The organism is Rhodococcus sp. RD6.2 (assembly GCF_001040705.1).
Classification (GTDB): domain Bacteria; phylum Actinomycetota; class Actinomycetes; order Mycobacteriales; family Mycobacteriaceae; genus Rhodococcus_G.
Genome location: NZ_CVQP01000001.1, coordinates 437034 through 449824 on the forward strand (window position 1 = coordinate 437034; position 12791 = coordinate 449824).

12 protein-coding genes and 1 riboswitch are annotated in these 12791 nt (G+C 68.6%); of the genes, 7 read left to right on the top strand and 5 right to left on the bottom strand.

The features are described 5' to 3' along the window. Positions 1-2: 2 nt before the first annotated feature. A complete protein-coding gene (locus tag RHCRD62_RS01995; RefSeq protein ID WP_050062967.1) occupies positions 3-2018 on the top strand; it encodes a thioredoxin domain-containing protein in 2016 nt (671 codons plus the stop codon). A 52-nt stretch (positions 2019-2070) separates the two neighbouring features. Here the strand turns inward: RHCRD62_RS01995 and RHCRD62_RS02000 are convergent, their stop codons facing one another. After that, a complete protein-coding gene (locus RHCRD62_RS02000; RefSeq protein ID WP_157050773.1) occupies positions 2071-2262 on the bottom strand; it encodes a hypothetical protein in 192 nt (63 codons plus the stop codon). Positions 2263-2426: 164 nt separating this feature from the next. On the opposite strand from RHCRD62_RS02000, the gene RHCRD62_RS02005 reads away from it, so the two are divergent. Continuing rightward, a complete protein-coding gene (locus RHCRD62_RS02005) occupies positions 2427-3209 on the top strand; it encodes an ESX secretion-associated protein EspG (RefSeq protein ID WP_301280710.1) in 783 nt (260 codons plus the stop codon). Here the strand turns inward: RHCRD62_RS02005 and RHCRD62_RS02010 are convergent. Continuing rightward, a complete protein-coding gene (locus tag RHCRD62_RS02010; RefSeq protein ID WP_050062970.1) occupies positions 3176-3841 on the bottom strand; it encodes a PAQR family membrane homeostasis protein TrhA in 666 nt (221 codons plus the stop codon). The two genes, RHCRD62_RS02005 and RHCRD62_RS02010, sit on opposite strands and share 34 nt — an antisense overlap. A gap of 183 nt (positions 3842-4024) precedes the next feature. Between RHCRD62_RS02010 and RHCRD62_RS02015 the strand changes: the two genes are divergently transcribed. Beyond that, positions 4025-4792 (top strand): isoprenyl transferase, encoded by a 768-nt coding sequence (locus tag RHCRD62_RS02015; RefSeq protein WP_050062971.1) that lies wholly within the window; start codon positions 4025-4027, stop codon positions 4790-4792. Positions 4793-4865: 73 nt separating this feature from the next. On the opposite strand, the gene coaA is transcribed toward RHCRD62_RS02015, so the two are convergent. After that, positions 4866-5798 carry a type I pantothenate kinase gene (gene coaA, locus RHCRD62_RS02020; protein WP_050062972.1) on the bottom strand — a complete coding sequence of 311 codons (933 nt, stop codon included), beginning with the start codon at positions 5796-5798 and terminating at the stop codon, positions 4866-4868. A gap of 106 nt (positions 5799-5904) precedes the next feature. Between coaA and RHCRD62_RS26275 the strand changes: the two genes are divergently transcribed. Next, the gene (locus tag RHCRD62_RS26275; protein ID WP_050062973.1) at positions 5905-7233 is read left to right on the top strand and encodes a hypothetical protein; all 1329 of its coding nucleotides are present in this window, start codon (positions 5905-5907) and stop codon (positions 7231-7233) included. A gap of 63 nt (positions 7234-7296) precedes the next feature. Continuing rightward, positions 7297-7406: riboswitch (SAM riboswitch) on the top strand. Between the two features lie 37 nt (positions 7407-7443). Beyond that, the gene (locus RHCRD62_RS02030; protein WP_050062974.1) at positions 7444-7839 is read left to right on the top strand and encodes a hypothetical protein; all 396 of its coding nucleotides are present in this window, start codon (positions 7444-7446) and stop codon (positions 7837-7839) included. Here RHCRD62_RS02030 and RHCRD62_RS02035 read toward each other — a convergent pair. Beyond that, the gene (locus RHCRD62_RS02035) at positions 7793-8251 is read right to left on the bottom strand and encodes a nuclear transport factor 2 family protein (protein ID WP_050062975.1); all 459 of its coding nucleotides are present in this window, start codon (positions 8249-8251) and stop codon (positions 7793-7795) included. The two genes, RHCRD62_RS02030 and RHCRD62_RS02035, sit on opposite strands and share 47 nt — an antisense overlap. A 191-nt stretch (positions 8252-8442) precedes the next feature. Here RHCRD62_RS02035 and glyA point away from each other — a divergent pair, with 191 nt between their 5' ends. Both glyA and RHCRD62_RS02045 read left to right on the top strand, forming a co-directional pair. Continuing rightward, on the top strand, positions 8443-9756 hold the full coding sequence (glyA, locus tag RHCRD62_RS02040) for a serine hydroxymethyltransferase (RefSeq protein ID WP_050062976.1): 1314 nt from the start codon (positions 8443-8445) through the stop codon (positions 9754-9756). A 296-nt stretch (positions 9757-10052) separates the two neighbouring features. After that, on the top strand, positions 10053-11363 hold the full coding sequence (locus tag RHCRD62_RS02045; RefSeq protein ID WP_050062977.1) for an RNA 5'-3' helicase PhoH2: 1311 nt from the start codon (positions 10053-10055) through the stop codon (positions 11361-11363). 64 nt (positions 11364-11427) lie between these two features. On the opposite strand, the gene RHCRD62_RS02050 is transcribed toward RHCRD62_RS02045, so the two are convergent. Beyond that, on the bottom strand, positions 11428-12765 hold the full coding sequence (locus RHCRD62_RS02050; RefSeq protein ID WP_050062978.1) for an LLM class flavin-dependent oxidoreductase: 1338 nt from the start codon (positions 12763-12765) through the stop codon (positions 11428-11430). Positions 12766-12791: the final 26 nt, after the last annotated feature.

Genomic DNA, 12791 nt, shown 5'->3' on the forward strand with positions numbered 1-12791 from the left:
TCGTGGGCGCGCTGTCCCGCAACACCCTCGGCGACGCGACCAGTCCGTACCTGCGCCAGCACGCGGACAACCCCGTGCACTGGCAGCAGTGGGGCACCGAGGCATTGGAGTGGGCGCGCGAACGCGACGTGCCGGTGCTGTTGTCCATCGGTTACGCGGCCTGCCACTGGTGTCACGTGATGGCGCACGAGTCGTTCGAGGACGAGGCGACCGCCGCCGTGATGAACGAACACTTCGTGTGCATCAAGGTGGACCGTGAGGAACGCCCCGATCTGGACGCGATCTACATGAACGCGACGGTCGCGATGACGGGGCAGGGCGGGTGGCCGATGACCTGCTTCCTCACCCCGGACGGCGAACCGTTCTATTGCGGCACGTACTTTCCGCCTGCGCCGCGGGGCGGAATGCCGTCCTTCACGCAGCTGCTCGAGGCGATCGACGACACCTGGCGGACGCGCCGTGACGACGTGCTCAAGGCGTCGGAGTCGATCACGGCGGAGCTGCGGCGCGCCGGCGGTGCCCTTCCTGCGGGAGCCGTGGCGCTCGACGGTGCGCTCCTCGACGCGGCGGTGGCCTCGATCCGTTCCGACGAGGACGTCGAGCGAGGCGGGTTCGGTGGGGCGCCGAAGTTCCCGCCGTCCGCGCTGCTGGAAGGGATGCTCCGCAGTCACGAGCGGACCGGCTCGGCGATGGTCCTCGAGTCCGTGACCCGGACCGCGGAGGCGATGGCGCGCGGCGGGCTGTTCGACCAGCTGGGTGGAGGCTTCGCCCGCTACTCGGTCGATGCCGACTGGATCGTGCCCCATTTCGAGAAGATGCTCTACGACAACGCCCAGCTGCTGCGTTTCTATGCACACCTGGCCCGTCGCACCGGCTCGGACCTGGCCTTGCGTGTCACCGAGCAGACAGCGGAGTTCATGCTCCGTGACCTGCGCACCGAGACAGGCTGTTTCGCGTCCGCCCTCGATGCGGACACCGACGGCGTCGAGGGATTGACGTACGCATGGACCCCGGATCAGCTGATCGAGGTGCTCGGCTTCGAGGACGGGGTGTGGGCTGCCGGCCTGCTGGCGGTCAGTTCCGTCGGAACGTTCGAAGCCGGGACGTCGGTGCTGCAACTGCCCGCCGATCCCGACGATGCCGTGCGCTGGGAATCGGTGCGCCGAACCCTGCTCGACGCACGCTCGAGGCGACCGCAGCCCGCCCGCGACGACAAGGTCGTCACCGCGTGGAACGGGTTGGCGATCACTGCGCTCGCCGAAGCCGGTGCGGGACTGGGGCGCACGCAGTGGCTCGATGCAGCGCAGCACTGCGCTCGCTCGCTGCTGGACGAGCACCTGGTGGACGGACGGCTCCGGCGTGCATCGCTCGGGTCGGTCGTCGGCGATGCGGCGGCAGTTCTCGACGACCACGCCGCGCTCGCGACAGGACTGCTCACCCTGCACCAGGTGACCGGTGGTGCCGAGTGGCTGGCGAATGCACAGCAGATTCTCGACGTGGCGCTCGACCACTTCTCGGACGACACCGAGCCGGGATCCTGGTTCGACACCGCGGACGACGCGGAGGCGCTGATCGCCCGGCCCCGCGACCCCGTCGACGGGGCGACCCCGTCCGGCGCGTCGTCGATGGCGGAGGCGCTGCTCCTCGCATCAGTGCTGTCCGCGCCCGACACGGCAGGGCGCTACGGCGCCGCGGCCTCCGCGACGATCGACCGGGGAACTGTTCTGCTCCAGCGTGTTCCACGCTCCGCGGGGCACTGGCTCGCGGTCGCCGAGGCCGCTGTTCGTGGCCCGATCCAGGTGGCTGTCGCGACGGACGGTGCGTCGGATCTGCTCGACGCGGCACGCAGGCATGCGCCCGGTGGTGTGGTCGTCGTCGGCGGAACGCCCGATTCGGTTCCGCTGCTTGCGGATCGGCCGCTGGTCGACGGCGAGTCCGCGGCGTACGTGTGCCGCGGGGTCGTGTGCGACCGGCCTGTCACCGATGTCGATGCGCTGGTCGAGGCGCTCGCCCGGTAGTGCGCCGGCGCGGGGGATCGGCTTTCGGTCGTCCCCTGTGTGGCGTCGCCACCTATCCCGGAGGTTCGGGATGGCGACGCTTCAACTCGTCGCGGACGCGCTCCAGTGACGCAGTTTCGCCGTCGATCTCCGCGACCCGGCGCTTGGCCCGGTCGAGATTGCCTTCGAGTTCCAGGATCTGCAGGACCACACCCTCGCGTTCGGCGGCCAGCTGTCCGAGGGCGTCTGCCACTGGATCGTCCATACAGCTCACTGTAGGTGGTTTCTGCAGGTGTGACGGGTGCATCGTCGCTGCCACGAGGGTGTCGGTTGCGGGATTCGATCCGTCGTACACAGGCGGGAACCGATCGGGACTCGGTTGCGTCTGAGTAGGGTGAGCGGACTGTTGTCGGGGGGCGGGGGCATGTGGTGCGGGGGACTGTCGCGGGTGTCGAGTGTTGGCGTTTCACGGCACTGGAATTCGATGTCCTGTGGCGCCTCTGTGGACGTGACCGACTGCCGTATCCGATGGCCTACCGCAGTGCCGCGGAGACCGTCGACGAGGATCGGCGACAGCGGCAGGAAGCAACGCACATTCTTGTTCGGCAAATCGACAGGGAGTTGCAGTCGGCGCTGTCCGTCCTACTGGAACCGGATCTCCGCGTCGAGGTGTGCGGTTTCGCGGGCGCAGGACCGACGTCGATGACCCGCGTGCACGCAGGCATTCGGGGTGCCGCCGCCGTTGTCGTCACCCAGATGACCGGGCCCGACACCGAAAGCGGTGGCGACGTGCGAATCGCGGTGGTGCCGCGAACCCGGGTCGCTGCCACGGTCGCTTCGGCAGTGCCGGCGGCCGCGCGCGGCGCGGGCCGTCGGCTCGTCGCCCGACCGGACACCGGGAACACGGTGATGCGGCCCGTCTCCGAGCGCGGCACCTCCGACGACGTGCGGGGATTCCTCTCGCGACGCCGCGACGGCATCGGAGAGGTCGGCGTCCATCCCGGGCCCGCGGTCGACTGGCGCCCGACCGACGACGGTGGCGTGTTCCAGTGGATCGACGTCGAGGACGGCCGCTACCTGATCGTCCGTACCCGCGATGTCGTCGAGGTGGTTCCTGTATCGGTGGACGAGCTTCGTGAACATCTCACGGCGCTCGTCGACCGCGTCGATCGGCACCGTCAGGCGAAAAGCACCAGCCACACCGCGATGTAGTGACAGAGTGCGGCCACGACCGTGCCTGCGTGGAAGAACTCGTGGTGCCCGAAGGTGTCGGGCCACGGGTTCGGCCATTTCGTGGCGTAGAGGACCGCGCCGAGGCTGTAGAGCACACCGCCAACCGCCAACAGGATCAGGGGGAGCCAGCCGACCTGCTCGACCAGGTCGCCCGCGACGGGCACGATCGCCCATCCGAGCAGGAGGTACAGGGGAACCCCGACCCATCGGGGAGCGGTGGGCCACAACATCTTCAACGCGACTCCGGCGAGGGCGCCGGACCACACCACAGCCAGGAGCGTTCCGCCGGTGCCCGCCGGGAGCGCCAACGTCGCGAAGGGGGTGTAGCTACCCGCGATGAACAGGAAGATCATCGAGTGGTCGGCGCGCTTCATCCACGTACGCGACCGGGTCGTCGGCCAGTGGATGCGGTGATAGGCGGCGCTGACCCCGAACACGCCGCACACGGTGGTGGCGTAGACGGCGGTGGCGACACCGGCGCGGGTGGACACGGTGAACGCGGCCGCGACGAGTACGACGCCCGCCACGACGGCCACCGCGAACGCCCATGCGTGGATCCAGCCACGGAGTCGGGGTTTCACCGGGGCGAGGGGTTGGTCCAGGACGGTCATGGGGTCTTCTCCCAGCGCTCGAAGCCCATAACCTACGGAACCGTAGGTTATGAATCCCGGCCACTGTACCCCGCACGAAGTCGGCCGACAGGGCCGTCGAATGTCACGCTCCTCACGAGAACACCGGTGCGCGACGCGGAGGCAAGGGCCGGGCGTAATGTGACCTCCCGTGGTGATGTCCAGGTGAAGCCCTCCGACCTGCTGTACAGCCTCTACGAGCGGCGCCTCACCGGGCAGCTCGACGGTATGCAGCGACCCCGGCACGTCGCCGTCATGTGCGACGGCAACCGCCGCTGGGCGCGGGAGAACGGGTTCACCGACGTCGCGCACGGTCACCGGATGGGTGCGCTCAAGATCGCCGAGCTGCTGACCTGGTGTGACGAGACCGGCATCGAGATGGCGACGATCTATCTGCTCTCCACCGAGAACCTGCGCCGCGACCCCGAGGAACTCGACACCCTCATCGAGATCATCACCGACGTCGTCGAGGAGATCTCCGGGCCTGATCAGAATTGGTCCGTGAAGATCGTCGGCACCCTCGATCTCCTGCCCGAGGACTCCGCCCGCCGACTGCGCGAAGCCGCCGACAGCACTGCGGGCCGCACCGGCACGCACGTCAACGTCGCGGTCGGGTACGGCGGGCGCCAGGAGATCGCCGACGCGGTCCGCTCGTTGGTGCGGCAGAAGCAGGCCGAAGGCGTGGACGGTCCCGAACTGGTCGACGCGATCACCGTCGAGGCGATCGACGGGCATCTCTACACGTCCGGGCAACCCGATCCGGATCTGGTGATCCGCACGTCCGGTGAGCAGCGGTTGTCCGGGTTCCTGCTGTGGCAGAGCGCGTACTCGGAGATCTGGTTCACGGAGGCGTACTGGCCGGAGTTCCGGCGGGTCGACTTCCTCCGTGCCCTGCGCGACTACGCGGCACGGCACCGCCGTTTCGGCACGTAGGCGCTGATCCGCCATGTGCGTGAGCCGGGCGGCCGGGACCACCACACTCTCGCGCACATGCGGCGGAGCTGCCTCAGAGCTTGCGCAGCCGCAGTCGGTTGATGGAGTGGTCGGCGTCCTTGCGCAGCACCAGGGTTGCGCGCGGACGAGTCGGCAGGATGTTCTCCACCAGGTTCGGGCGGTTGATCGAATTCCAGATGTCCTCGGCGGCGATCGTGGCGTGCTCGTCCGAGAGGTTCGAGTAGTGGTGGAAGTGGGCCTGCGGGTCCGCGAACGACGTCTTGCGCAGTGCCAGGAAGCGTTTGATGTACCAGCGCTCGATGTCCTCGACCTTCGCGTCGACGTAGATCGAGAAGTCGAACAGGTCGGAGACCATGAGCCGAGGCCCCGTCTGCAGGACGTTGAGGCCTTCGAGGATCAGGATGTCGGGCTGTCGGATCAGGTGGTACTGGCCGGGGATGACATCGTAGGACCGGTGTGAATAGACCGGTGCCGCAACCTCTTCGGCGCCGGACTTCACCTCGGTGACGAAGCGGAGCAGCTTGCGACGGTCGTAGCTTTCCGGAAAGCCCTTGCGGTGCATGATGCCGCGGCGCGTCAACTCCGCGGTCGAGTACAGGAAGCCGTCGGTCGTCACCAGGTCGACGCGCGGGTGGTGTTCCCACCGCGCGAGCAGCGCCTGGAGGACACGCGCGGTCGTGGACTTACCGACGGCGACGGAACCCGCGACACCGATCACGAACGGCACCTGACGATCCGGGTGCTTCTCCCCGAGGAAGGTCGCGGTCGCGGCGAACAGGCGCTGCCGTGCGGCGACCTGCAGGTGGATCAGTCGCGACAGCGGCAGGTACACCTCGGCGACCTCGTCGAGATCGATCTGCTCGCCGAGGCCCCGCATGCCCTGGAGTTCTTCCTCCGTGAGCACGAGCGGCGTCGCCTTGCGCAGTGTCCTCCACTGCTTCCGGTCGAACTCGACGTACGGGCTGCTTTCGCTCACCCTCGCCATTCGCGCGCCCCGGCCTCGATCTGCATCGCCTCGATCTGCATAGGTGGATTGTGCTCGCCCACACAGTCCGATGCTGCGTCGGGTCCGGCCACTAGGGTGCACAGGTATGGACGCCACCACCTTCGTACGCGAGTATCTGCTGCTCGGGCTCGGTTTCGACCGAATCGAGGACGGGTTCGTCGACGCCTTCACCGGCGACCCCGAATTGCGTCGGCGGGTGGAGAACGCGCCGCCCCCCGAGCCGCGTCAGCTGGCCCGTCGTGCCGCGGAGTTGCGGTCCGAACTGTCCAACGTCGAGATCGCGGCGGGTCGCGCCGAGTTCCTGGATGTGCACCTGCGCGCCCTCGAATGCTCGGCACGCAAGTTCGCGGGCGAGGAGATCGGCTTCGTCGACGAGGTGCACGCCTACTTCGACGTCCGGATCGAGCCGGGGTCCGTCGACGACTACCGTGCGGCGCATCGCGCGATGGACGAGGTGCTCCCAGGGGACGGCAGCACGCCGCTGGCGCAACGGTTGCAGGCGCACCGCGCGGCAGACGAGATTCCGCCCGAGCGCCTCGCGGAGTGCGTCGACGCGTTCTCGTCGGCGCTTCGCGACCTGGTGCGCGCCCGCTACCCGCTGCCCGAGACCGAGCGCGTCGAGTACGAAGTGGTCGGTGACAAGCCCTGGTCGGGTTTCAACTACTACCTCGGCGACTACCGGTCGAAGGTCGCGATCAACTCGGACCTCAAGCAGCACATGGCGCACCTGCCACACCTGATCGCGCACGAGTCGTACCCGGGTCATCACACCGAGCACTGCCGCAAGGAGGCGGGCCTCGTCGACGCGGGCGAGATCGAGCACACGATTTTCCTGGTCAACACCCCGCAGTGCCTGATGGCGGAGGGCCTTGCGGATCATGCGCTGGGTGCGATCGTGGGGCCCGGGAGCGGAGCCCGCGGAGCGACCCCAGGGCAGGGCGGCGGAGCCCGCGGAGCGACCCCAGGGCAGTGCGGCGGAGCCGGCGGAGCGACCCCAGGGCAGTGCGGCGGAGCCGGCGGAGCGACCCCAGGGCAGGGCTGGGGGAAGTGGGCGGAGGAGATCTATGCCGATCTCGGTCTCCGCTTCGACGGTCAGCGCGCCGAGGCACTGTCGACGGCGTCGGCCGGACTACTCGGGGTGCGTCAGGACGCGGCACTGCTGCTGCACGACCGCGGACGCTCCCACGACGAGGTTGCGGAGTTCCTGCAGACGTGGAACCTGACGTCGCCGGAGCGGTCCAGGCAGTCGCTGCGGTTCCTGTCGTCGCCGCTCTGGCGTGCTTACACGTCGACGTACGTCGAGGGCTACCGGTTGCTCGACTCCTGGCTCGGCCGCGCGGGCGACGGCATCGAACGTGCGGACCTGTTCGGGCGCCTCCTCGACGAGCCCCTCATTCCGTCCGCACTGCGCTGATCCCGGTCGTCGCTGATCCCGGGCGTCGCCGACCCGGTCGGTCGTCGCCTACACTGGGTGCTGCTTCACGAGTGCCGTCGCCAAGCCCCGACTGGACGGCCGCCAACCCCACGCTCGCGGGTGGCTCGGGTGACGAAGTGGCTGGCACCACCCGGTGTCGGCACGAGCGCCCCCGGATTTCCGGGCGGCCCGAGGAACTCGGGAGATCCCATGAGCCACCTGTCCCACGACAACCCGGTCGTCGACCGCCACTGCACCAGCTACGGACCGGGACATCGGGTGCACTTCATTCACGCACGCAAGAGCTGGGAGAACGGGGACTCCGTCGACGTGCTGGCCTCGGTGCGGCGCGACGGACTGATCCGGCTGGAGTCGCACGACGACGTGGTGGAGTGCTGGCATCACGACACGCGCCGGGTGGCGGCGGCATTGCGTCGTACCGGCGGTTTCGCCCGCTGGAGCTCACGCCGGCATGCGCTCGCCGTACCGATCGAACCCGGCCGGAACAGCCTGTTCAACCTCGCCGACCCGGCCGATGCCGAAGGGTGCGACGGTGCGGTCAGTCGCGGGGTGACCAGCCCTCGGGGCCCGGTCCGAGGGCAGTGAACGAGCCGACGTGCCCGCGGTTGTGCTTGACGCGGCGCGTCAGCAACCACGCCTCGCCGTGCCGGACCCAGCTGTCGTGGTAGTCGCCGAGGGTCTGGAACGTGACGCCCGACCGGTCACCGGTGCCGAGGTGCAGGTCGGAGACGTATGCGCGGCTGGTGGCGGTGTCGCCGTCGACATCGACGACGACGTTGCCGAGCAGGTGCTGCGTCGGACCGCAGGCGTCGAGGAACGAACGGATGCTCGCAACCAGTTCGGCGCGGCTTCCCAGTTCCCCGGTGCCGAGGTTCGCTGTCATGTCCGGGACGGTGAGGTCGTCGAGGGCCGCCCAGTCGCGATCGTCCATGGCCCGGGCGATCAGGGTCAGGGCGCGGGTGATCGTGCGTTCTGCGATCAGGTCGTCGAGGGTCATCGGTGGCTCCCGGTGGTGTGGCGGACTCCGTCGTGGTGGACAGCCAAGCGCGTCCGCCGCCGCTTGCGGCGGCGTTGTCCCGGCGATCGGGACGGCGGCGGCATCGTTCCAGGGAACCCGCGGCAGGGTGCCGGTGACCTGGCCCTAGAATGGAGCTGCCCCTGCCCGGCCTTCCACTTGGAGATCCCTCGATGACCGCTGTGCCCAGCACCGACGTCAACAATGCCTCGCTCGCCGAACTCGACCCCGAGGTTGCCGCGGCAATGAACGGCGAACTGGCCCGTCAGCGCGACACCCTCGAGATGATCGCGTCGGAGAACTTCGTTCCGCGCGCCGTCCTGCAGGCTCAGGGCAGCGTCCTGACCAACAAGTACGCCGAGGGGTACCCCGGGCGTCGCTACTACGGCGGCTGCGAGCACGTCGACGTCGTCGAGAACCTCGCCAAGGAACGCGCCAAGGCCGTCTTTGGCGCGGACTTCGCGAACGTGCAGCCCCACGCCGGCGCCCAGGCCAACGCCGCGGTGCTGATGGCGCTGATGAACCCGGGCGAGAAGCTGATGGGCATGGACCTCGCGCACGGCGGGCACCTCACGCACGGCATGAAGCTGAACTTCTCCGGCAAGCTGTACGAGGTCGCGTCCTACGGCGTCCGGGAGGACACCCACGTCGTCGACATGGACAAGGTCCGTGAGATCGCCCTCGCCGAGCGTCCCCAGGTGCTCATCGCCGGCTGGTCCGCCTACCCGCGTCACCTCGACTTCGCCGCGTTCCGGTCGATCGCCGACGAGATCGGCGCGAAGCTGTGGGTCGACATGGCGCACTTCGCCGGTCTCGTCGCCGCGGGCCTGCACCCGTCGCCGGTTCCGCACGCCGACGTCGTGTCCACCACCGTCCACAAGACCCTCGGCGGTCCGCGCTCCGGCATGATCCTCGCCAAGCAGGAGTGGGCGAAGAAGCTGAACTCCGCCGTGTTCCCCGGCCAGCAGGGCGGGCCGCTGATGCACGCGATCGCCGCGAAGGCCGTCGCCATGAAGATTGCGGGCACCCCGGAGTTCAAGGAGCGCCAGGAGCGCACCCTCGCCGGATCGAAGATCCTCGCCGAGCGCCTCGGCGGATCCGATGTCGCGGGCAACGGAATCTCCGTCCTCACCGGCGGCACCGACGTGCACCTGGTCCTGGTCGACCTGCGCAACTCCGCGCTCGACGGTCAGCAGGGTGAAGATCTGCTCCACGAGATCGGAATCACCGTCAACCGCAACGCCGTTCCGTTCGACCCCCGTCCGCCGATGAACCCGTCCGGCCTGCGCATCGGCACCCCCGCGCTCGCCACCCGCGGATTCGGCGAGGCCGAGTTCACCGAGGTCGCCGACATCATCGCGACGGCGCTCGCGAACGGCACCGACGCCGACGTTCCCGCACTCCGCGCACGCGTGTCGAAGCTGGCCCTCGACTTCCCGCTCTACGACGGGCTCGAGAACTGGGGCCTGCTCTCCAAGAACGTCTGACCCGACCACGCGAGATGGCCCGCACCCGCATGGGGGCGGGCCATTTCGCTGCTTCGGCCGGGTTGTCGGTTTACCCAACGTTCACCGTGTTGGTCGCGCACGGTGGGGCGGAGTGGACGTAGCGTTCAGGCCAACGGGTGACAGGGGAAGTTGCCCGTCCGGGAGGTTCGAGTCGTGACTGACTTCGCGCAGTGCGAGGGGACCGGCGCCCGGTCCCTGTGGGTTTCGCCCCACCCGGACCGATCGGCCCAGCGAACCGCCGCTTGCGCGGGCGCCGCGTCAGCGTAGGAGCCACCGTGACCGCAAACCGCTCCGTCCGCACCTACGTCCTCGACACCTCCGTTCTGCTCTCGGATCCGTGGGCCGTCACCCGGTTCGCCGAGCATTCGGTTGTTCTGCCACTGGTGGTGATCAGTGAACTGGAGGGCAAGCGCCACCACCATGAGCTGGGATGGTTTGCGCGAGAGGCGCTTCGGATGTTGGACGACCTCAGACTCGAACACGGCAGGCTCGATCAACCGGTGCCGATCGGCACGGAGGGCGGCACACTGCAGGTCGAGCTGAACCATACCGACCCCGCCGTGCTCCCCGTGGGCTTCCGCACCGATTCGAACGATTCCCGCATTCTCGCGTGCGCACTCAACCTGGCTGCCGAGGACTACGACGTGGTCCTCGTGAGCAAGGACATCCCGCTTCGCGTCAAGGCGGGCGCGGTCGGACTGCCCGCCGACGAATACCACGCGCAGGACGTCGTGACGTCCGGGTGGACCGGGATGACGGAACTCGATGTCGCGTCGGAGCAGATCGACCGACTCTTCGCCGACGGCATGATCGACCTCGACGAGGCGCGGGAACTTCCGTGTCACACGGGAATCCGACTTCTGGGGGGCCGATCCAGCGCGCTGGGGCGAGTCACCCCCGACAAGCGGGTGCAGTTGGTGCGGGGGGAGCGGGAGGCGTTCGGGTTGCACGGCCGCTCCGCCGAACAGCGGGTCGCCCTCGACCTGCTCCTCGACGAGAGCGTCGGGATCGTCTCGCTCGGCGGCAAGGCGGGTACCGGCAAGTCGGCGCTCGCGCTCACCGCGGGCCTCGAGGCGGTGCTCGAGCGCCGCACCCATCGCAAGGTGGTCGTGTTCCGGCCGCTCTACGCGGTCGGCGGGCAGGAGCTCGGCTATCTGCCGGGCAGTGAGAGCGAGAAGATGGGGCCGTGGGCGCAGGCCGTGTTCGACACCCTCGACGGTCTGGCCAGCCCCGAGGTGATGGACGAGGTCATCAACCGCGGGATGCTGGAAGTGCTGCCGCTCACTCACATTCGCGGTCGCTCGCTGCACGACTCGTTCGTGATCGTGGACGAGGCGCAGTCCCTGGAACGGAACGTGCTGCTGACCGTTCTCTCGCGACTCGGCAGCGGGTCGCGTGTCGTGCTGACCCATGACGTCGCCCAGCGTGACAACCTGCGCGTCGGTCGGCACGACGGTGTCGCGGCGGTGATCGAAAAACTCAAGGGGCACCCGCTTTTCGCGCACATCACGCTGACCCGTAGCGAGCGTTCGCCGATCGCGGCTCTCGTGACGGAGATGCTCGAGGAGTTCGGCCCCACCGCATAGCACGCAGTTCGGCAGGATCGGCCTCGCTGTGCGGGGCCGATCCTGCCGAACGTGTTTTCGCGGTTCAGACCGTCGCGTACTGACTGACGGGACGAGGCAGACCGTAGTGGTCGCGCAGCGTCACACCCTCGTACTCGGTGCGGAAGAGCCCCCGCTCCTGCAGGATCGGCACGACCTGCGTCGCGAAGACCTCCAGCCCCTGCGGATACTGCGGGGGCATGACGTTGAACCCGTCCGCGGCACCCTGGGTGAACCATTCTTCGATGGTGTCCGCGACCTGTTCCGCGGTGCCCGCGACGACGCGATGGCCACGGGCACCGGCCAGCCGGTGCAGCAACTGCCGCACGGTGGGCTGTTCCCGCTCCACGATCCCCGCCAGGACCTGGAGTCGGCTTGCCGAGTTGTCGGCGACGTCGCCGGCGCCGGAGAAGGCCTCGAGCGGAATCCGCTCGTCGAGTCCGATGTGACGCACGCTCTTCCCCGTGAGCGATTCGAGCTGCTCCAGGCCGTACTCGGGAACGGTGAGTTCGTTGAACTCGCGTTCGAGCGCCTTCGCCGCCTCCTCGGTGTCCCCGATGAACGGGCTGATTCCGGGGAGTACCTTGACGTGATCCAGGTTGCGGCCGACCTCGGCCGCCCGGTTCTTGATGTCCTTGTAGAACACCTGGGCGTCCGAAAGGCGCTGGTGGGCAGTGAAGATCGCCTCCGCGTGACGGCCCGCGAACGCGCGACCGTCGTTGGACGATCCGGCCTGGACGAGCACCGGGTGTCCCTGCGGTGACCGGGCCGCGCCGAACGGTCCCTGGACCTTGACGTGGTTGCCCGCGTAGTCGATCGTGTGGATCTTCGACGGGTCCGCGTACACGCCGGTCTGCTTGTCGACGACCAGTGCGTCGTCCTCCCAGCTGTCCCACAGCTTCACGACTGCCTCCACGAACTCGTGTGCTCGTGCGTACCGCTCGGCGTGGTCGGGGTGGGCGTCGAGCCCGAAGTTGGCTGCCGCCTTGTCGGTTCCGGTGGTGACGATGTTCCAGCCGGCCCGCCCTCCCGAGATGTGATCGAGCGAGGAGAACAGGCGCGCGAGGTTGTAGGGCTCGTAGTAGGTGGTCGAGGCGGTCGCGATCAGTCCGAGGTGGGTGGTGACCGACGCGATGGCCGTGAGCAGGGTGATCGGTTCGAGTCCGTAGGTGACGTTGTGGCGCACGTCGGTGCGCAGGGCGGGTCCGTCGGCGAAGAACACGCCGTCGAGTTTCGCGGCCTCGGCGGTGCGCCCGATGTCCTGGAAGTAGCGGACGTCGTAGATGCTCTCCGGCCGGCTGTCGGGGTGCCGCCAGGCCGCCTCGTGGTGTCCGGTCGGGTAGATGAAGGCGTTGAGACTCACACGTCGCGGTTCTGCGCTCATGACCCCATTTCGTATCTCGGATCACG